15 protein-coding genes are annotated in these 18,657 nt (G+C 71.1%); 5 read left to right on the top strand and 10 right to left on the bottom strand.

Annotated elements, in window-relative coordinates; translation table 11 throughout:
- Positions 1-81: 81 nt before the first annotated feature.
- The 5 genes from EES42_RS12470 to EES42_RS12490 all read right to left on the bottom strand — a co-directional run bounded on the left by EES42_RS12470 (position 82) and on the right by EES42_RS12490 (position 5,538).
- Entirely contained in the window at positions 82-1,740 is a 1,659-nt protein-coding gene (locus EES42_RS12470) for an alkaline phosphatase D family protein (RefSeq protein WP_124718191.1), read from the bottom strand.
- 97 nt (positions 1,741-1,837) lie between these two features.
- On the bottom strand, positions 1,838-2,653 hold the full coding sequence (locus tag EES42_RS12475) for a DsbA family protein (protein ID WP_124718192.1): 816 nt from the start codon (positions 2,651-2,653) through the stop codon (positions 1,838-1,840).
- 46 nt (positions 2,654-2,699) lie between these two features.
- Entirely contained in the window at positions 2,700-3,419 is a 720-nt protein-coding gene (locus tag EES42_RS12480; RefSeq protein ID WP_124718193.1) for a hypothetical protein, read from the bottom strand.
- A 175-nt stretch (positions 3,420-3,594) separates the two neighbouring features.
- Positions 3,595-4,035 (bottom strand): hypothetical protein, encoded by a 441-nt coding sequence (locus EES42_RS12485; protein ID WP_124718194.1) that lies wholly within the window; start codon positions 4,033-4,035, stop codon positions 3,595-3,597.
- A gap of 177 nt (positions 4,036-4,212) precedes the next feature.
- Entirely contained in the window at positions 4,213-5,538 is a 1,326-nt protein-coding gene (locus EES42_RS12490; RefSeq protein ID WP_124718195.1) for a DUF2252 domain-containing protein, read from the bottom strand.
- Between the two features lie 233 nt (positions 5,539-5,771).
- Here EES42_RS12490 and dnaE point away from each other — a divergent pair, with 233 nt between their 5' ends.
- Entirely contained in the window at positions 5,772-9,311 is a 3,540-nt protein-coding gene (gene dnaE, locus EES42_RS12495) for a DNA polymerase III subunit alpha (RefSeq protein ID WP_124718196.1), read from the top strand.
- Positions 9,312-9,405: 94 nt separating this feature from the next.
- Here the strand turns inward: dnaE and EES42_RS12500 are convergent, their stop codons facing one another.
- A complete protein-coding gene (locus tag EES42_RS12500; protein WP_072483193.1) occupies positions 9,406-9,585 on the bottom strand; it encodes a hypothetical protein in 180 nt (59 codons plus the stop codon).
- A 224-nt stretch (positions 9,586-9,809) separates the two neighbouring features.
- On the opposite strand from EES42_RS12500, the gene EES42_RS12505 reads away from it, so the two are divergent.
- The 4 genes from EES42_RS12505 to EES42_RS12520 all read left to right on the top strand — a co-directional run bounded on the left by EES42_RS12505 (position 9,810) and on the right by EES42_RS12520 (position 14,081).
- Complete coding sequence (locus EES42_RS12505; protein ID WP_124718197.1) at positions 9,810-11,093, top strand: NYN domain-containing protein; 1,284 nt, start codon at positions 9,810-9,812, stop codon at positions 11,091-11,093.
- Positions 11,094-11,238: 145 nt separating this feature from the next.
- Complete coding sequence (locus EES42_RS12510; protein ID WP_124718528.1) at positions 11,239-12,213, top strand: ABC transporter ATP-binding protein; 975 nt, start codon at positions 11,239-11,241, stop codon at positions 12,211-12,213.
- 289 nt (positions 12,214-12,502) lie between these two features.
- Entirely contained in the window at positions 12,503-13,231 is a 729-nt protein-coding gene (locus EES42_RS12515; RefSeq protein ID WP_206433467.1) for an ABC transporter permease, read from the top strand.
- A gap of 34 nt (positions 13,232-13,265) precedes the next feature.
- Positions 13,266-14,081, top strand: coding sequence for an ABC transporter permease (locus EES42_RS12520; protein WP_124718199.1), 816 nt, complete (start codon positions 13,266-13,268; stop codon positions 14,079-14,081).
- A 318-nt stretch (positions 14,082-14,399) separates the two neighbouring features.
- Here EES42_RS12520 and ybaK read toward each other — a convergent pair whose 3' ends face one another.
- The 4 genes from ybaK to EES42_RS12540 all read right to left on the bottom strand — a co-directional run bounded on the left by ybaK (position 14,400) and on the right by EES42_RS12540 (position 18,600).
- On the bottom strand, positions 14,400-14,903 hold the full coding sequence (gene ybaK / locus EES42_RS12525; protein ID WP_124718200.1) for a Cys-tRNA(Pro) deacylase: 504 nt from the start codon (positions 14,901-14,903) through the stop codon (positions 14,400-14,402).
- A gap of 40 nt (positions 14,904-14,943) precedes the next feature.
- Positions 14,944-15,687, bottom strand: a complete 744-nt coding sequence (locus tag EES42_RS12530; RefSeq protein WP_124718201.1) for an LON peptidase substrate-binding domain-containing protein — start codon at positions 15,685-15,687, stop codon at positions 14,944-14,946.
- A 5-nt stretch (positions 15,688-15,692) separates the two neighbouring features.
- Entirely contained in the window at positions 15,693-16,730 is a 1,038-nt protein-coding gene (locus EES42_RS12535; protein WP_124718202.1) for a hypothetical protein, read from the bottom strand.
- A gap of 268 nt (positions 16,731-16,998) precedes the next feature.
- On the bottom strand, positions 16,999-18,600 hold the full coding sequence (locus EES42_RS12540) for an oxidoreductase (protein WP_124718203.1): 1,602 nt from the start codon (positions 18,598-18,600) through the stop codon (positions 16,999-17,001).
- Between the last annotated feature and the right edge of the window lie 57 nt (positions 18,601-18,657).

Below are 18,657 nucleotides of genomic sequence, written 5' to 3' on the forward strand. Positions count from 1 at the left end.
CATTCGGTCCATGGGACGCACCACCCGCCGTAGCGACGTAATGTGCCGTCAACAAATGAGTGAGTGGCTGAAAGTAGTGCCTCAGCGCACCGGCCGGTCCACCCGCTCGACCTTCTGTGTCCCGCTCAGCGTCCGGTACGAACGCGTCCAGGCGGAGGTCGCGTCCCGCTTCGTCCGGTCGGAGACGGCGTAGTAGTCCATCTGTGAGCGCTCGGCGGTCACGTCCAGGACGCCGTAGCCGTGCGAGTCCATGTCCACCCACTTCACATGGCGGTTGGCGGCCTTCACCGCGGCGGCCGCGACCACCGAGACCGTCTGCGGTGCCACGTGCAGGATGTCGTCGATGTTGTCCGAGGTCACCGACGTCACCACGAACTCCGTGGCGGCCGAGGCGGAGAGCGGATACGTCGCCGCCTTCACCGGCACGTCGTTGGCCCAGGCCATGTGGATGTCACCGGTCAGGAAGACCGTGTTGGTGATCGACCGGTCCCGCAGGTGGGTGATCAGCTCCTTGCGGTCGTCCGTGTAGCCGTCCCACTGGTCGACGTTGACGGCCAGGCCCTCCTTGGGCAGCCCCAGCAACTCGGCCAGCGGCTCCAGCAGATGGGCCGGCACGGAGCCGAACGCGACCGGCGAGATCATCACCGACGTGCCCACCAGCTTCCAGGCGGCGTCCGAGCCGGCCAGCCCCGACTTCAGCCAGTCCAGCTGTGCCCGCCCGGTGATGCTGCGCTCCGGGTCGTCGACCGCACCGCTGCCGGTCCCCGCCTGCTGGGAGCGGAAGCTGCGCAGGTCGAGGAGGTGGAGATCGGCCAGGTTGCCGAAGCGCAGCCGTCGGTAGACGGTGCCCTCGGTGGAGGCGCGGACCGGCATCCACTCGAAGTACGCCTGCTTGGCGCCCGCGACCCGGTCCGCCCAGGCGCCCTCGGTGCCCGGCGTGTGGTTCTCGGCCCCGCCCGACCAGGCGTCGTTGGCGAACTCGTGGTCGTCCCAGATCGCGATCACCGGATGCGTGGCGTGCAGCGTCTGGAGATCGGGGTCCGTCTTGTAGGTGGCGTGCCGGGTGCGGTAGTCGGCGAGCGTGAGGATCTCGTGCCTGGGCTCGTGCTGCCGTACGACGTACTTCGCGTCCGGGTAACTGCCCGACGCGTACTCGTAGATGTAGTCCCCGAGGTGGAGCACCGCGTCCAGGTCGGCGCGGGCGGCGAGGTGGCGGTACGGGGAGAAGTACCCGGCTTCCCAGTTGGCGCAGGACACCACGCCGAAGCGCACGCCGGGCGTGGCGGCACCGGCCGCCGGGGCCGTCCGGGTGCGGCCGGCCGGGGAGACGGTCTGCGTGCCCTCGCCCGCCGAGAAGCGGAACCAGTACGCGGTGGCGGGGGCCAGGCCCCGCACATCGGCCTTGACCGTGTGGTCGGACGCGGCCCTCGCGACGGTCGTGCCCCGGGCCACGACCTGGGCGAAGTCCTTGTCCTCGGAGACCTCCCAGCGCACCGCCGTGTCCGCGCCGCGGCCCGAACCGGGTATCGCGTCGGGGGACGGGGTGACCCGGGTCCAGAGCAGGATGCCGTCGGGAAGCGGATCGCCGGAGGCGACGCCGTGCAGGAAGGCGGGGCCGTCCGCGGCACGGGCGGCGGTGGAGCCCAGCACCGGGGCCGCGACGGCGGTGGCGGCAGCGGCCCTGACGACCGTGCGGCGGCTGGGGGCGGAGAACGGCGGGGAAGGGTGTCGACTGGTCACGGAGCAGCACCCTACTGACCGGTAAGCCGAACGGGCAGGCGAACGAAGGAAGTTCGCCTGCCCGTCGGGGAGCCGCTGCCTGGATGTCGCCGGCCGGTCAGCCCTTCAGCGCGGCCGTGATCGCGGTGTTGAACGCTTCCACCGTCATCGGAGCGTTCTCGCTCTGACCGTCGGTGAGCTTCTTGCCGTCCATCTTGAGCGTCGGGGTGCCCCGCACGCCGCTCTTTTCGAACGTCTCGGACATCTTCATCGCCCAGCTGTCGAACGTGCCGTCCTTGACGTTCTTCTGGAAGGCGGCGTTGCCCTTCAGCGCGTCCACCGAGTCGGCGACCTTGATCAGGTAGGAGTCGTCCTTGAACTTGTCATCGGTCTCCTCCGGGTGGTACTTCGCGGAGTAGAGCGCGGCCTTGTAGTCGAGGAATGCCTCCGGGCTGACATCGAGCGCGGCGCCCAGCGCGCTCAGCGCGTTCTTGGAGCCCTCGCCGCCGGCCATGCCGTCGATGAACGTGGCACCGATGTACTTGATCTTGTACTTCCCGGCGTCGACGTCCTTGTGCACCGTCTCGCCGATGGACTGCTCGAACGTTCCGCAGACCGGGCAGCGCGAGTCCTCGTACAGCTCCAGGGTCTTCTTCGCGGTCGACTTGCCTATGACGACGGTGGTGCCGTTCTTGCCCGAGGTGTTCTTGGGCGCGGCCACGTTCTTCGCGTCCTTGGCCGCCTCCCAGCCGGACGGCTTGTTCAGCTGCATGACGCCCCAGGTGACGCCACCCACGACGGCCAGCACACCGACGATCGAGACGCCGACGATGACCTGCCGGCGGACCTTGTCCTTCTTGGCCTGGCGCTCGCGCTCGGCGCGCAGTCGCTCGCGGGCCGCTGCCTTGTTGGCCTGGGTGTTGCGCTTGCTCATGTCCGTATCTCCATGGAGTGAGGGGTGTGACAGGGGAGGTGCGTGCTCAGGCGATGGTGAAGGCCGAGCGCGGTGGTCCCCTGCGTCCCACGGAGTGCACGAGCAGACGGGCGTGTACGAGCAGGTGCGGGCCGTGCCCGGCGGGCCGGGTACGGCGGCGGGCCGGGCGGCGGGCCGTACCGACCACGGCGACCGCGATCAGCAGCGGCCGGAACGCCAGGACGGCGGCCGCCTCCAGCAGGCCGGCCAGCGCGGCCTCGCCCCGCCGGAGCCAGGCCGCGGCGAGCAGGCCGACCGACACATGGGCGGCGAGCAGCAGCCACGGCACCGCGGGGCCGGGCGAGGCCAGCAGCGCGGCCGTGGTGTGCCCGGCATCGGTCACCGAGGCGAACGGGTCCACCCCGGCGCCGGCCCCCGCCGTGCCGGTGCCGACCATGCCGCCGCACAGCACATCGACGCCGACCGAACGCAGCGGCCCCGCGATCGGGCCGCCGGCCGCGCCGTAACAGACGTGCTGACCGGTGGTGAAGATGGTGTCGGCGGCCAGTTCCAGCGGGACCAGCAGCCCGGCGATCGCCCCGAAGCCGCGCTCCCGGCCGGCCAGCGCGTACGCCACCGCGAAGACCACGCCGGCCAGCAGGGCGACGGCGGTCAGCGGCAGCGGGACCCGGGAGAGCAGCACATGGGACGCAGCGGAGAGTGTCACGACGAGCGCCGTGAAAAGCGCCGCGCGAACGACTCTGAGCTGCGTCCCGGATATGTCCATCGTTGAGGAGTGTCGCATGCGCACCTGTGGGCCACCCCCGAAAGGGTGCGGATCGGCCGGTACAGGCGGCGGGCGGACGGCCGGGCGCGGTAGTGGGGCCCACCTCGGGGGCGGGCACGACGGCCTGCCGGAGGCTGCGGATCAGCTCGCCCCCACTACCGCGCGCGGATGGTGCCTAGCCGCAGGGCGGGGTGGCCGCGGGGGTCTCGAAGGTCCCCTGCCCCTGGACCTTGATCAGCCCCACGTACTTCTTGCCACAGGGGTAGCTCATGTTCCAGGTGGCGTTGGCCCGCTCGCCGGTGCTGATGGTCTTCAGCGGGCTCCAGGACGTGGTGGCCACACGGAACCCGAGGTTCGCCTTGATCGTCGAGCCGCCGCTCTTGGTGTAGAAGACCTCGATACGCGAAGGGCTCGTGTTCAGGGAGATGCAGAGCTGCCCGTTGCTCAGGCTGGTGCACTTGACCCTGTCGCTGGCCGTGACCGAGACGTTCTGCGACGGCTGTGCGGCGGCGACGGAGGCGGAGGTGTCGCGCTCGGCCGCGTGAGCGGGGGCGGCGAGGAGCGAGGCTCCAGCGGCTATGCAGGCGGCAGCGGTCAGCGTGACTCGACGACTCACGGGGTTCCTCCTTGATGATTGGTCAAGATCAACGCCGGTGACGTTGCAAGGGGGAAACTGTGGTGCCAAGGGGGTTTTTGTGGAGCCGGCGGGGGGCGAAATCCGGCCAACTGCCGACGGTTGCCGCACGGACTCGGGCGGAGCTCCAGCGGCTCCCGTCGGCCACCCAGGGGCGGGTCAGAGGCCAGGAATGCGGCCGTTGCGGAAGAGGTCCACGAAGATCTGGTGGTCGGCCCGCGCCCGGGCGCCGTAGCCGTGGGCGAAGTCCACCAGCAGCTCGGCGAAGCCCTCCTCGTCGGCCGCGATCGCCGCGTCGATCGCCCGCTCGGTGGAGAACGGCACCAGTGAGTGGCCGCTCTCGTCGTCCGCCGCGGAGTGCATCGTCGCCGTAGCCCGGCCGAGATCGGCGACGACCGCCGCGATCTCCTCCGGCTCGTCGATGTCGGACCAGTCCAGATCGACCGCGTACGGGGACACCTCGGCGACCAGCTGCCCCGCCCCGTCCAGTTCGGTCCAGCCCAGCCACGGGTCGGCGTGCGCCTGCAGGGCGCGCTGCGAGATCACGGTGCGGTGGCCCTCGTGCTGGAAGTACTCGCGCACCGCCGAGTCGGTGATGTGCCGGGAGACCGCGGGGGTCTGCGCCTGCTTGAGGTAGATCACCACATCGTTCTCCAGGGCGTCGCTGTTGCCCTCCAGGAGGATGTTGTACGAGGGCAGCCCTGCCGAACCGATCCCGATGCCACGGCGGCCGACGACATCCTTCACCCGGTACGAGTCCGGGCGGGTCAGGCTCGACTCCGGCAGCGTCTCCAGATAGCCGTCGAAGGCCGCCAGCACCTTGTAGCGCGTCGCCGCGTCCAGATCGATGGAGCCGCCGCCCGGGGCGAACCGGCGCTCGAAGTCCCGGATCTCCGTCATCGAGTCCAGCAGCGAGAACCGGGTCAGCGAGCGGGCGTCGCGCAGCGCGTCCAGCAGCGGACCCTCGGCGGTGTCCAGCGTGAACGGAGGCAGCTCGTCGTTCTTCGCGCCCGTCGCCAGCGCGTGGATCCGCTCCCGGTAGGCGGTGGCGTAGACCCGGACCAGCTCGGTGATCTGGTCGTCGCCCAGCGCCTTCGCGTAGCCGATCAGGGCGACGGAGGCGGCGAACCGCTTGAGGTCCCAGGTGAACGGGCCGACGTACGCCTCGTCGAAGTCGTTCACATTGAAGATCAGCCGGCCGTTGGCGTCCATGTACGTGCCGAAATTCTCTGCGTGCAGATCGCCGTGGATCCACACCCGGCCGGTCCGCTCGTCCAGATACGGGCCGCCGTGCCGCTCCCGCTCCAGGTCGCTGTAGAACAGGCACGCCGTGCCCCGGTAGAAGGCGAAGGCCGAGCCCGCCATCTTGCGGAACTTGACCCGGAAGGCGGCCGGATCGGCGGCCAGCAGCTCCCCGAACGCGGTGTCGAAGACCTCAAGAATCTGCTCCCCGCGCTGCGCCGCGCCGGTCTGCGCTTCCGACATCTCTGGGTGCCTCCTGGTACCTGACGTGCGTGACGAAGTACATGACAAAAGGGACGAGTGCTCCCGCCCTTCCAACGCGTGACCGTACCCGGGAGTGCCCGTCGTTCGTCACCTCGAAGACGTAGACTTCCACGCTGTCCCCCCAGCCCGTCATCGCCCGCCCGCCCGTCGCCCGACCGCCGCCCCTCACGGAGGCGCTCCGCGCCGCGCAGGCACATCGGAGGCACAGCGCCGTGACCAAGCCGCCCTTCACGCACCTTCACGTCCACACCCAGTACTCGCTGCTGGACGGTGCCGCGCGGCTCAAGGACATGTTCGCTGCCTGCAACGAAATGGGCATGTCGCACATCGCGATGACCGACCACGGCAACCTGCACGGGGCCTACGACTTCTTCCACTCGGCGCAGAAGGCGAACGTCACGCCGATCATCGGCATCGAGGCCTACGTCGCCCCCGAGTCGCGCAAGCACAAGCGGAAGATCCAGTGGGGCCAGCCGCACCAGAAGCGCGACGACGTCTCGGGTTCGGGTGGTTACACCCACAAGACGATCTGGGCGTCCAACGCGAAGGGCCTGCACAACCTCTTCAAGCTGTCCTCGGACGCGTACGCCGAGGGCTGGCTGCAGAAGTGGCCGCGCATGGACAAGGAGACCATCGCCCAGTGGTCCGAGGGCCTGATCGCGTCCACCGGCTGCCCCTCGGGCGAGGTGCAGACCCGGCTGCGGCTCGGCCAGTTCGACGAGGCCGTCCAGGCCGCCTCCGACTACAAGGACATCTTCGGCGAGGGCAAGTACTTCCTGGAGCTGATGGACCACGGCATCGAGATCGAGCGCCGGGTCCGTGACGGGCTCCTCGAAATCGGCAAGAAGCTGAACATCCCGCCGCTGGTGACCAACGACTCGCACTACACCTACGCGCACGAGGCCACCGCGCACGACGCCCTGCTCTGCATCCAGACCGGCAAGAACCTCTCCGACCCGGACCGCTTCCGCTTCGACGGCACCGGCTACTACCTCAAGACGACCGACGAGATGTACGCCGTCGACTCCTCCGACGCCTGGCAGGAGGGCTGCGCCAACACCCTGCTGGTCGCGCAGCAGATCGACACCACCGGCATGTTCGAGAAGCGCGACCTGATGCCGAAGTTCGACATCCCGGACGGCTTCACGGAGATCACCTGGTTCCAGGAAGAGGTCCGCGTCGGCATGAACCGGCGCTTCCCGGGAGGTGTCCCCGAGGACCGGCAGAAGCAGGTCGAGTACGAGATGGACATCATCATCCAGATGGGGTTCCCGGGATACTTCCTGGTCGTCGCCGACTTCATCATGTGGGCGAAGAACAACGGCATCGCGGTCGGCCCCGGCCGAGGCTCCGCCGCCGGTTCGATCGTGGCGTACGCGATGGGCATCACCGACCTCGACCCGATCGAGCACGGACTGATCTTCGAGCGGTTCCTCAACCCCGAGCGCGTCTCCATGCCCGACGTCGACATCGACTTCGACGAGCGTCGGCGCGTCGAAGTGATCAGGTACGTGACGGAGAAGTACGGCGCCGACAAGGTCGCCATGATCGGCACGTACGGAAAGATCAAGGCGAAGAACGCCATCAAGGACTCCGCCCGGGTCCTCGGCTACCCGTACGCGATGGGCGACCGCCTCACCAAGGCCATGCCCGCCGACGTCCTCGGCAAGGGCATCGACCTCAACGGCATCACCGACCCCAAGCACCCGCGCTACAGCGAGGCCGGCGAGATCCGGGGGATGTACGAGAACGAGCCGGACGTCAAGAAGGTCATCGACACCGCGAAGGGCGTCGAGGGCCTGGTCCGGCAGATGGGCGTGCACGCCGCCGGCGTCATCATGTCCAGCGAGCCGATCGTCGACCACGCCCCGATCTGGGTCCGGCACACCGACGGCGTCACCATCACGCAGTGGGACTACCCGCAGTGCGAGTCGCTCGGCCTGCTGAAGATGGACTTCCTGGGCCTTCGAAACCTCACCATCATGGACGACGCCGTGAAGATGGTGGAGTCCAACAAGGGCGTCAAGCTGGACCTGCTCGGCCTCCCGCTGGACGACCCCAAGACGTACGAGATGCTCTGCCGCGGTGACACGCTCGGCGTGTTCCAGTTCGACGGCGGCCCGATGCGTTCCCTGCTGCGCCAGATGCAGCCCGACAACTTCGAGGACATTTCCGCCGTCTCGGCCCTGTACCGGCCGGGCCCGATGGGCATGAACTCGCACACGAACTACGCCGAGCGCAAGAACGGCCGCCAGGAGATCACCCCGATCCACCCGGAGCTGGAGGAGCCGCTCAAGGAGGTCCTCGGCCTCACCTACGGCCTGATCGTGTACCAGGAGCAGGTGCAGAAGGCCGCCCAGATCGTCGCCGGCTACTCGCTCGGCGAGGCCGACATCCTGCGCCGAGTGATGGGCAAGAAGAAGCCCGAGGAACTGGCGAAGAACTTCGTCCTCTTCGAGGCGGGTGCCAAGGAGAAGGGCTTCTCCGACGCCGCGATCAAGGCGCTGTGGGACGTGCTGGTCCCGTTCGCCGGCTACGCCTTCAACAAGGCGCACTCCTCCGCGTACGGCCTGGTCACCTACTGGACCGCGTACCTCAAGGCGAACTACCCCGCCGAGTACATGGCGGCGCTGCTGACCTCGGTCAAGGACGACAAGGACAAGTCGGCGGTCTACCTCAACGAGTGCCGCCGCATGGGCATCAAGGTGCTGCCGCCCAATGTGAACGAGTCCCTGTCGAACTTCGCCGCCCAGGGCGACGACGTGATCCTCTTCGGCCTCACCGCCGTGCGCAACGTCGGCCAGAACGTCGTCGACTCGATCATCCGGTGCCGCAAGGCGAAGGGGAAGTACAGCACCTTCCCCGACTTCCTGGACAAGGTCGAGGCGGTCGTCTGCAACAAGCGCACCGTCGAATCTCTGATCAAGGCCGGCGCCTTCGACGAGATGGGCCACACCCGCAAGGGCCTGGTCGCCCACCACGAACCCATGATCGACAACGTGGTGCAGGTCAAGCGCAAGGAGGCCGAGGGCCAGTTCGACCTCTTCGGCGGCATGGGCGAGGAGGAGAGCGACGAGCCGGGCTTCGGGCTCGACGTGGAGTTCTCCGACATCGAGTGGGAGAAGTCGTACCTGCTGGCCCAGGAGCGCGAGATGCTCGGGCTGTACGTCTCCGACCACCCGCTCTTCGGCCTGGAGCACGTGCTGTCCGACAAGGCGGACTCCTCGATCTCCCAGCTGACCGGCGGCGAGCACGCCGACGGCGCGATCGTCACCGTCGGCGGCATCATCTCCGGCCTCCAGCGCAAGATGACCAAGCAGGGCAACGCCTGGGCCATCGCCACCGTCGAGGACCTGGCCGGTTCCATCGAGTGCATGTTCTTCCCGGCCACCTACCAGCTGGTCTCCACCCAGCTCGTCGAGGACACCGTCGTCTTCGTCAAGGGACGCCTCGACAAGCGGGAGGACGTGCCCCGGCTGGTCGCCATGGAGATGCAGGTACCCGACATCTCCAACGCCGGCACCAACGCCCCCGTGGTGCTGACCATCCCCACCGTCAAGATCACCCCGCCCATGGTCAGCCGCCTCGGCGAGGTCCTCAGCAGCCACCGGGGCGACACCGAGGTACGGATCAAGCTCCAGGGCCCCCGCAAGACCACGGTGCTCCGGCTCGACCGGCACCGGGTGAAGCCGGACCCGGCGCTCTTCGGTGACCTGAAGGTGCTGCTCGGCCCGTCCTGCCTGGCCGGCTGAGCCGTCCGACGGACGTACGGGAGGGGCGCCCCGCGAAAGCGGGAGCGCCCCTCTCGGTTCATCCGGCCGGCGGCCGGACCGGAGAAGTCTCCGGTCAGTTGTGGCCGAAGCGCCGCTGGTGCTTACGGGCAACATCGGCAGGGCTGCCCTGGGCCTGCGACTGAGGCTGTATCTGAGACTCGTACGCGGTCGTCTTCGCCTCTTCCGCACCGCGCTCCGGACCGGACGCGCGGTTCTGCTGGCTGCCCTGCTTGCGGTTCTTGTTCTTGGCCATGGTGTTCCTCCTAAGGAAACTCTCGGGGCCAGGACCGCGTTCAGATTCACATAGCGGGATAAACCGTGCATGTTGGATCATTACCGTGCGTAGTGAGGGTGCATGACGCGCCGTTTTCCGGATCCGCCACGCCGATGATCGAGTTCCGGCCGTCAAGCCCTGCGCGGTCGGGCAGACTCGAAGGAAACCCTTGGCAAGGACCGCACCCGAACTTCTGGAAGAGGGTGGATCGCGTGGACCGTTGCATTGTTCTGGTGGACGCCGGCTACTTGCTGGGCGCAGCCGCGAGCCTGCTGGCCGGAGAGCCCGCCCGTTCCCGCATCACGGTCGACCACGCGGCCCTCATCCGGGGCCTGCGCGAGCGGGCCGAGGCCGACACGCAGCAGCCGCTGCTGCGGATCTACTGGTTCGACGGTGCCCCCGACCGGGTGCCGCAGCCCGAGCACCGCAGACTGCGTGTGATGCCCCGGGTCACCGTCCGGCTCGGCGCCCTCACCCGCAGTGACGGACGCTGGGCGCAGAAGGGCGTCGACGCCGCGATGCACGCCGAGCTCACCGAACTGGCCAGGAACCGGGCCTGCTCCGACGTGGTGCTGGTGACCGGCGACGGCGATCTGCTGCCCGGCCTGATGTCCGCCAAGGAACACGGCGTCGCCGTGCATCTGTGGGCCGTCCAGGCCGCCGACGGCGACTACAACCAGTCCGAGGACCTGGTGGCCGAGGCCGACGAACGAAGGGTGCTCGACCGGGCCTGGATCACCCAGGCGGTACGGGCCAAGGAGACCGGCGGCGTCTGCGCCCCGCCCCCCGCGCCCCGTCCGGAGATCGCCGCGATCCTCTCCGCGCCGCTGCCCGAGGCCGCTCTCGCCGCCTCCGCCGAGCGCGCCTCGGAGGCCCAGGCGGCGGCCGCCGCCAACGGCGCCTCGGCACCGCCCGAGGAGAGCACCGACACCGACCGTCCCGGGCACGGCGGCCGGGGCGTCCCCACCCCCAAGGACCTGGCGGGCAGCCTGCGCGGGCCCGGTGCCCAGCCCGACCGGCACCTTCCGCAGCCCTCGGCTGCCAACGCGACCCTGCGCTGGTCCTCCGACAAGAGCTGGGCGGAGCGCGGCGGACCGCTGGGCGAGCCCGCCGAGACCGCCTCGCTGCCGACGCTGGCCCAGCTCACCAGCGCCGAACAGCGCTGGGCGGACCGCGAGGAGGACATCACCACCGTCGGCGGTGATCCTTTCGAGGTCGGCCAGGTCTTCGCCCGTCGCTGGATGGAGCGACTCCCGGAGACCGTCCATCTGCAGAAGCTCTCGACGATGTACCCGCGCATCCCGCACCGCATCGACGGCGAGCTGCTGCGTTACGCGGCCCGGTTCGGCCTGCTCGCCCACAAGGACGACCAGATCGACGAGCACGACCGTTACGCGATCCGGGCGGGATTCTGGCGGGAGATCGATGTCCGGGCCGCCGCCGAGCACACCCCCGCGGCGGAGCGCACGACCCCGTCCGCCGGCTGACGGCCGAGCCGGGCCGCGGGCGGGCGACCCGGGCACGCCCGAGGTCCCTCCGGCGTGGCCCCGGGCGCAATACGGGGCATCCGACCCCGTACCCTCGTACCTCGTGAGTACGGGCACAGCACAGGCGCAGCCGGCGACCGGGACCGTGTGCGCGGTGCGTGATCTGGTCAAGACCTATCGCGCAGCCCGCGGCCGCCGCGGTACCCCCGCCACACCCGAGGTGCGCGCCACCGACGGGATCAGCCTGGACGTGCGGCGCGGCGAGATCTTCGGGCTCCTCGGCCCCAACGGCGCCGGGAAATCCACCCTGGTACGGCAGCTCACCGGGCTGATGCGACCCGACTCCGGCAGCGTCACCGTGCTGGGCCACGACCTGGTGCGCCACCCGGAGCGCGCCTCCCGGCTGATCGGCTACCTCGGGCAGGAGTCCACCGCCCTCGACGAGCTCACCGTGTCGCTCGCCGCCGAGACCACCGGACGGCTGCGCGGCCTCGCAGCGGCGGACGCCCGCGCCGAACGCGACGCCGTGCTTGGCGAACTCGGCCTCACCGAGATCGCCGGACGACCCCTGAAGAAGCTCTCCGGCGGCCAGCGGCGGCTGGCCTGCTTCGCCGCCGCGCTGGTGGGGGAGCGGCCGGTGCTGGTGCTGGACGAGCCGACCACCGGCATGGACCCCGTCGCCCGGCGCGCCGTCTGGGCCGCCGTGGACCGGCGCCGGGCCGAGCGCGGCACGACGGTGCTGCTCGTCACCCACAACGTCATCGAGGCCGAAACCGTCCTCGACCGGGTCGCCGTGATCGAACGCGGCAAGGTCATCGCCTGCGACACTCCGGTCGGGCTCAAGGAACGTGTGGCGGGCGAGGTCCGGGTGGAGCTGGTATGGCGCGACCGGGCGCCCCTCGACGTACCCGAGGTGGCCGCGCTGCGCGGCTCGGCCCAGGAGTCCGGGCGGCGCTGGGTGCTGCGGCTCGGACCCGACGAGGCGCGGGCCGCGGTCGCCGCGGTGACCGGCGGCGCGGCCTTCGCCGCCCTCGACGACTTCACGCTGGCCACGCCCAGCCTGGAGGACGTCTATCTCGCGCTCGGCGGGGACGCGACCAAGGGGCTGGTGAAGTCATGACGGGGGCCGATGGGGTGGTCGGGGCCGGAGGGGCGGCCGGGGTGAGCTGTACGGCCGGGGCCGGAGGGGTGGCCGGGGTGAGTTGGACAGCCGGGGGCAGCGGGACGACCGGGTGCGGGTGCGTGGCCGGGCAGGCAGCGAACAGGAGCAGCGCCAGGTGACGAGCATCGTTCCCGCGCAGGCGGTGACCGGACCCGTCCGGAACGCGCAGGACGGCCCCGCGGGTCTCCTCGGCGACGGCTCCGGTCACGAGGGGACGGCGCCCGCGCCGCTCGCCCCGCGGGCCCGGCTGTTCCCCTCGCTCGCGGCGGTCTACCGCGCGCAGCTGTCCAGGGCCAGGGTCGCCCGCATCCCGCTGCTCTTCGTCGCGACCTTCCAGTCCGTCGGGATCATGGTGCTGATGCGCGGGGTGGTCGACGGCGGCTCCGAGGCACGGGCCGTCGTCGCCGGCTCCAGCGTCCTCGTCGTGGCCTTCGTGGCGCTCAATCTCCTCGCCCAGTACTTCGGGCAGCTGCGGGCCGGCGGCGGGCTCGACCACTACGCGACCCTGCCGGTGCCGCCCGCCGCGGTGGTGCTCGGCGCGGCCGGGGCGTACGCCTCCTTCACCGTGCCCGGCACGATCGTCACGGCCGTGACCGGCAGCGTGATGTTCGGGCTGCCGCTGACGCATCTGTGGGTGCTCGTCGCCGTCATCCCGCTCTCCGGGGCGGCGCTCTCGGGGCTGGGCGCGGCGCTGGGGCTGCTCGCGCCCCGGCAGGAGCTGGCCACGCTGCTCGGCCAGCTGGGCATGTCGGCGGCGCTGCTGCTCGGTGTGCTTCCCGCCGACCGGCTGCCGACGCCGGTCGGCTGGGCGCGCGATCTGCTGCCCTCCACCTACGGTGTCGAGGCGCTCGCGCGTTCCTTCGACGCCCATCCGGACTGGGCGGTCGTCGTGCTGGACCTCGCCGTCTGCGCGGTGGTCGGCGTCCTCTCGCTGGCCGCGGCGACCTGGGCGTACCGCAGGGCAGCGGTCCGGTGAGGCGCGGCGCGGGGGCGCCTGGCACGATGGCACGGTGACCGCACCTCTGACGCCGCCTCACCAGCCCTCGCCCAACGATCCCTGGCAGACCCCGCCGAACTGGGGTGGCCCGGGGGGATCCGGTGGGCCCGGTCGGCCCGGTGGTCCGGGCGGAGCCGGTGGGTACTACCCGGGGACCCTGCTGGAGTCGCAGGAGGAGAAGGACCGCGGGCCGGATCTGCGTCGGGCCGCGATCGTCACCGCTCTGGTGACCGTCTCGGGCATCGCACTCGGGCTGCTCTGGCTGTGGCTGGCGCCCAGGGTTCCGCTGATCTCCGACAGCACCGCCGTCTTCCTGAACGACAGCGAGGGCGAGGAGGCGATCGGCGCCGACGGTACGTTCGTGCTGCTGGGCCTGGCCTTCGGGGCGCTCTCCGCGGCACTGGTCTTCTGGTTCCAGCGGCGTGGCGGCATCGCGCTGGTGCTGGGGCTCGCGCTGGGCGGGCTGCTCGGTTCGCTGCTGGCGTGGCGGTTCGGGGTGTGGCTCGGGCCGACGCAGGACGTGGTCGCGCACGCGCGGGCCGTCGGCAAGGGCGTGGTCTTCGACGCGCCGCTCCAGCTGCGGGCGAAGGGGGCGCTGCTGGCCTGGCCGCTGGGGGCGATGGCGGTGCATCTCGGGCTGACGGCGCTGTTCGGGCCGCGGGATCCGGAGCCGGAGTGGGGGGCGTATCCGTTTCCGGGTGCGCCGGGTGCGCCGGGTGCGCCGGGTGCGCCTGAGGCGCCTGAGGCGCCTGAGGCGCCGGGTGTGCCTGGGGTGAACGGGGCCGGGGGGGCTGCGGGCCAGGGTGCGCCGCCTGTGCCGCCTGCGTAGCCGCTGCGCGGGGCTTGTCCCCTACCCGCCCCTTCCCGAACCGGGGCTCTGCCCCGGACCCCGGTCCTCAATCGCCGGACGGGCTCAGGAATGGGGCGGGCGACTTTGCCCCGGGCGGGTTCAGGGGCACAGGCAGAGCTGTCCGGGCGGTCTCAGGGGTGGGGCGGGCAAGTTGCCCCGGCGGTCACAGCGCTGCGGGCAGTCCTGTCCGGGCGGTCTCAGGGGTGGGGCGGGCAGCTCTGTCCCGGGTGGGTTCAGAGATACAGGCGGCCCTGTCCGCACGGGTTCAGAAGTACGGGCAGCCCTGTCCGGGCGGGCTCAGGCGCGGCCGATGTCCGCGAATACCGCGTCCGTCAGTGCGGCCAGGTCCGTCGGGGAGAGTTCGACCTCCAGGCCCCGGCGGCCCGCTGAGACGCAGATCGTGTCGTGGGAGCGTGCCGACGCGTCCAGTACCGTGCGCAGCCGCTTCCGCTGGCCCAGTGGAGAGATGCCGCCCCGCACGTAGCCGGTGGTGCGTTCCGCGGCTGTCGGGTCGGCCATGGTGGCCCGTTTGCCGTTCACCGCGGCGGCCAGGGCCTTGAGGTCCAGGGAGCCGGCCACCGGGACCACCGCCACGGTCAGCGTGCCGTCGACGTCCGCCACCAGGGTCTTGAAGACCCGGTCGGGGGAGACGCCGAGGGCCTCGGCCGCCTCCTCGCCGTAGGAGGCGGAGGCCGGGTCGTGGTCGTAGGCGTGGACGGTGAACGCCGTGCCGGCCGCGGTCAGGGCGACCGTGGCCGGGGTGCCGCCGGACTGTTGCTGCTTCTTGGGCTTCTTCGCCACGGGGGAACGGTCCTCGGTCGGAACGGTCGGAACGGTCGGATCAGTTGGGGTGGGTCGGGGCGCGGGTCAGGTCCACCGCGGGCAGCGACGGGAGGTGGCGGATGACCGCCGTCTCCGCGCGCAGCAGCGTCAGTTCCTCGCGCAGCCGGGTCGCGGTGTCGGGTGCCTGGAGCAGCCGTTGCCGGGTCGGGACGTCCAGTACGGCCGCCGCCGCGACCAGGTACGAGACGACGGAGGGGTCGTCGGGCAGGTCCGCGCCGGTCGTCAGGGACCGTTCGCTCGCCCCGGCCAGCCGTTTCTGGTAGCTGCGGAAGGCCCGCAGTACGCCCTCGGCCAGCGCCCCCGCCTCCTCGCCGGTCTCCTCGTCCAGCTCTTCGAGCTCGGCCGTGAGGAATGGGCCGCTCGCCTCCACGGAGAGCAGCCTGACCCGGGTGGTGCCGGTCGCCAGGACCTCGAAGCTGCCGTCCGGCCGTTCCCGGATCTTCGCCGCGTCGGCGACGCAGCCGACCCGGTGGAAGGTCTGCGCCGGGTCGGGGCCGAAGCCGTCCGCGGGGCCGCGCTCGGCGGGGACGTTCACCGCGTCGGGCATTCCGGCGCCCGTCGGGGCGGTCTCGTGGCCGTCGCGGATCGCGACCACGGCGAACCGGCGGGGTTCGTCCTCGTCGGTCTTCAGGAGCTCACGCATCATGGCGCGATAACGCTCCTCGAAGACGTTCAGCGGCAGCACGAGGCCGGGGAACAGCACCGCGTTCAGCGGGAACAGAGGCAGGCGAGCGGTGGTCACAACGGTCAAGCGTAATGGCCACCGGGCCCGCCCCGGTCGGCCCGTCCCGCGAATGGTGCCGCACAGGCCACCCGGAGCCGAGTGTCGTCCCGCGCTTCCAGGAACCGGCCGAGCGGATCCTCGGAGACCGACGACCACGGGAACGACGCCGCATGCGGTCCGATCCGCCGGAATTGTTCCAGGGCCTCGTCCCAGCGCCCCCGGCCGACCAGCACGAACGCCAGCAGATTGCGGACCTCGGCGGACCACGGGTCGCCCGGCTCGAACGAGGCGGACAGCTCGATGGCCAGATCCGCCGCCGCGTCGATCCGCTCCTCCTGCACCGAGGTGGTCCGGGTGCCGGGGCCCTCGATCAGCAGGGCGAAGGCCGCCCGCAACGGCAGCGCCTGCACCAGCGAGCCGGGCAGCGAGTCCTCGGCGGCCCGCTCCGCGAAGTCGAAGCACTCGCGGTGCGAGCCGTACCAGGCCGCGGAGAGGTACCGCAGCGCCGCGACGTGGCAGCCGTAGTGGTGCGAGGAGCGCTGGATCGCCTGCCCCCACAGCGCCTCGAACGTGGTGTGCGTGGCGTGGGTGCCGCGGGCGTGGTCGAGCGCGAGGCGCCAGGGCACCGGGTCGCGCGGATCGCTCTCGGCAGCCGCCGAGATCAGCGGCCCCACCTCGCGCAGCTGCTCGGCCCGGGCCGGCGACTCCCAGGCCCGGCGGACCGCCAGCTGGGCCTTGACGAGCAGTGCGTCCGGGTCGTGCGGGGCGGCGGCGAGCCAGTCGGTCAGCCAGCCGTCGCGGCTGCGGGCGAAGGTGACGAGCCGGCCGAGATACCGGTCGCGGTTCTCCCACTCGGCGCCGTCCCGGGTGGTGGCCATGAGTTTGGCGGCCGGGCCGTACTCCCCGAGTGCGGCGGCGACGAGTGCCGGGGAGAGCCGTTCGTCGGGGGCGTCGAGCAGCACCTCGTCGTCGGCGGGCAGTCCGGCGGGCCCCTGCGAGGGTCGCCGGACCGCGCGTGCGACGCGGAGCAGAGCACGAAGGATTGGCATGGTGCAGACCATTGAAAAGCCCTGGTCGGAGCGGCGCCAGAGGCTCGCTGTGAAGCTTTGGTGCCGAGTGAATGGGTTGTATCGGACCGGGTCAAGAAGAAGTAAAGGAAAGTATGGAATCTGGCTTGTTCCTGCGGTTCCGGCCGAGGGTGTACGGCACTTCGGACGCGGCTCGGGCGGTCGTTCGACCACGGTGTACGGGCGCCGTACCGGCCGTTCGGCGGAACGGGCCGCGAGCCGCCGGACGGCCCGCTGCCCGATCCACCGTGGCCGGATCCGGTCAGCCCCGGCGGAGCAGCCGTGAGGCGCCCGCCGCCACGGTCGTGGCCAATATCCAGCCCAGCAGGACGAGCACGGCCGCCGCCCACTGCCAGCCGTCCTCCATCCGCCAGTAACCGTCCTGGCCCAGATTGATCACCGGGATCAGCAGATCCAGCGCGTACAGCGCCGGGTTCCACTGCGGATGCTCGTCCTGCTTGATCGCCGCCGGGACGTGCTGGGCGAAGGCCATCGCCCCCGCCGCCCACAGCAGGGCCATCCACACCGCGGCCCGCCCCGGCCGGTAGCCGTACGCCACCGTCCAGTCCTGGATGAAGCCCCACAGCTTCCCGGCCAGCGGAAGCGTCTCGCGCCGCCGCCGCTGCTTGGCCAGCAGCACCTCCCGGGCGTCCGCGTCCTCCCCGCAGTTGCGCAGCACCGTCGCGAGGCGCTCGTACGGCTCCGGCACGTACTCCGGGGTGGCCGCCGCCACCCACTCCAGGCGCCGGGAGAGCGGGAAGTGTCCGTACGGGACGAGGTTCTCGTACACGAAACCGCCCATCGCCAGGCCGCCGGGCCCCGGCCAGCTCGACGACACGTCGATCAGCGTGACGACCTTCGCGCCGTTCAGCACGACCCGGCCCTCCTCCGGCCGTTCCGCGTTGAACCGCAGCTCCGGGGTGACGATCCGGCGCAGCGAGAGCTCCTCGTGCCGGGCCATCACGAACCTCGCCTTGTGCAGATCGACCGCGTCGCCGAACCGCCCGTCGTCCAGCCGCACCCCGCCGCGGCAGTCGAGGAACTGCGAACGGGTGCCGCTCGCCGGGGTCGATGCCATGACGATGCCGTACGGGGGAGTGGTGCCCTGGATCCCGGTCTCCACGCTCACCCACGCCTCGCTCATGTACAGCGTCCGCTCCACGCTCAGCTGAGGGGCGTTCAGGGCGCGCCGCCCCTCCCTGCCACGCAGCCGGCTGCCGCGCAGACTCAGCGAACCACCGACCTTCGCCCCGCGCAGACTCAACTCGCCGCGCGCCTCGATCAGCTCCGCCTGAAGGTCCTGGGCGACGGCCAGCCCGTCCCCGGCCAGCGCCCGTCCGCCCCGGTCCGGGCCGATCTCGATCTGGCTGATCAGCAGATCGGTGCCGATCTGGGCGTCGGTGAGCCGGATGCCGCGCGGGATCCGGCAGCGCGGCAGATGCAGATCGCCCTCGGTGCGCAGCCGGGCCGCCTCCAGCCGCGGCATCGCGCAGCCGACGATCCGCAATGTCGTGAAGTGGCACTCCGGCAGCACCACCTCGTTCTCGAAGCGGCAGCCGGTCATCTCGACGTACGGCGAGACGCGCCCGCCCGCGAGGTCGAGCGTCCCGGTGATCCGCACACCCCGGAGCTTCAGCGCCGCCACCCGGCCGGGGCGCGGCGGCGGCCCCGAGAGCAGCAGCCGGGCGACGACACGCCCGTCCACACTGCGCTCCGGTCCCCAGACGGGCGGTGCGAACGGATCGTCGCGCGCGGGATCGCGGGCGCGCAGATCGTAGGTGCTGCCGTTCCGGAAGGCCTGCCACATGCCCAGCTCGGCCGCGCTCAGCCCGTCCGGAAAATCGCCGTCGTGCGGTTCGGTCACGGTTGCCCCTTCCGCTCGGAGCTGTTCTTCCCTCTGGGTGACGACGTGAACGCTATT

It is taken from the genome of Streptomyces sp. ADI95-17, from assembly GCF_003846175.1.
Lineage (GTDB): Bacteria > Actinomycetota > Actinomycetes > Streptomycetales > Streptomycetaceae > Streptomyces > Streptomyces sanglieri.

Coding starts and splice junctions, on each gene's coding strand:
- EES42_RS12475 (WP_124718192.1), bottom strand. CDS start 2,653: ATGAGCAAGCGCAACACCCAGGCCAACAAGGCAGCGGCCCGCGAGCGA.
- EES42_RS12480 (WP_124718193.1), bottom strand. CDS start 3,419: ATGGACATATCCGGGACGCAGCTCAGAGTCGTTCGCGCGGCGCTTTTC.
- EES42_RS12490 (WP_124718195.1), bottom strand. CDS start 5,538: ATGTCGGAAGCGCAGACCGGCGCGGCGCAGCGCGGGGAGCAGATTCTT.
- EES42_RS12500 (WP_072483193.1), bottom strand. CDS start 9,585: ATGGCCAAGAACAAGAACCGCAAGCAGGGCAGCCAGCAGAACCGCGCG.
- EES42_RS12535 (WP_124718202.1), bottom strand. CDS start 16,730: ATGGTCTGCACCATGCCAATCCTTCGTGCTCTGCTCCGCGTCGCACGC.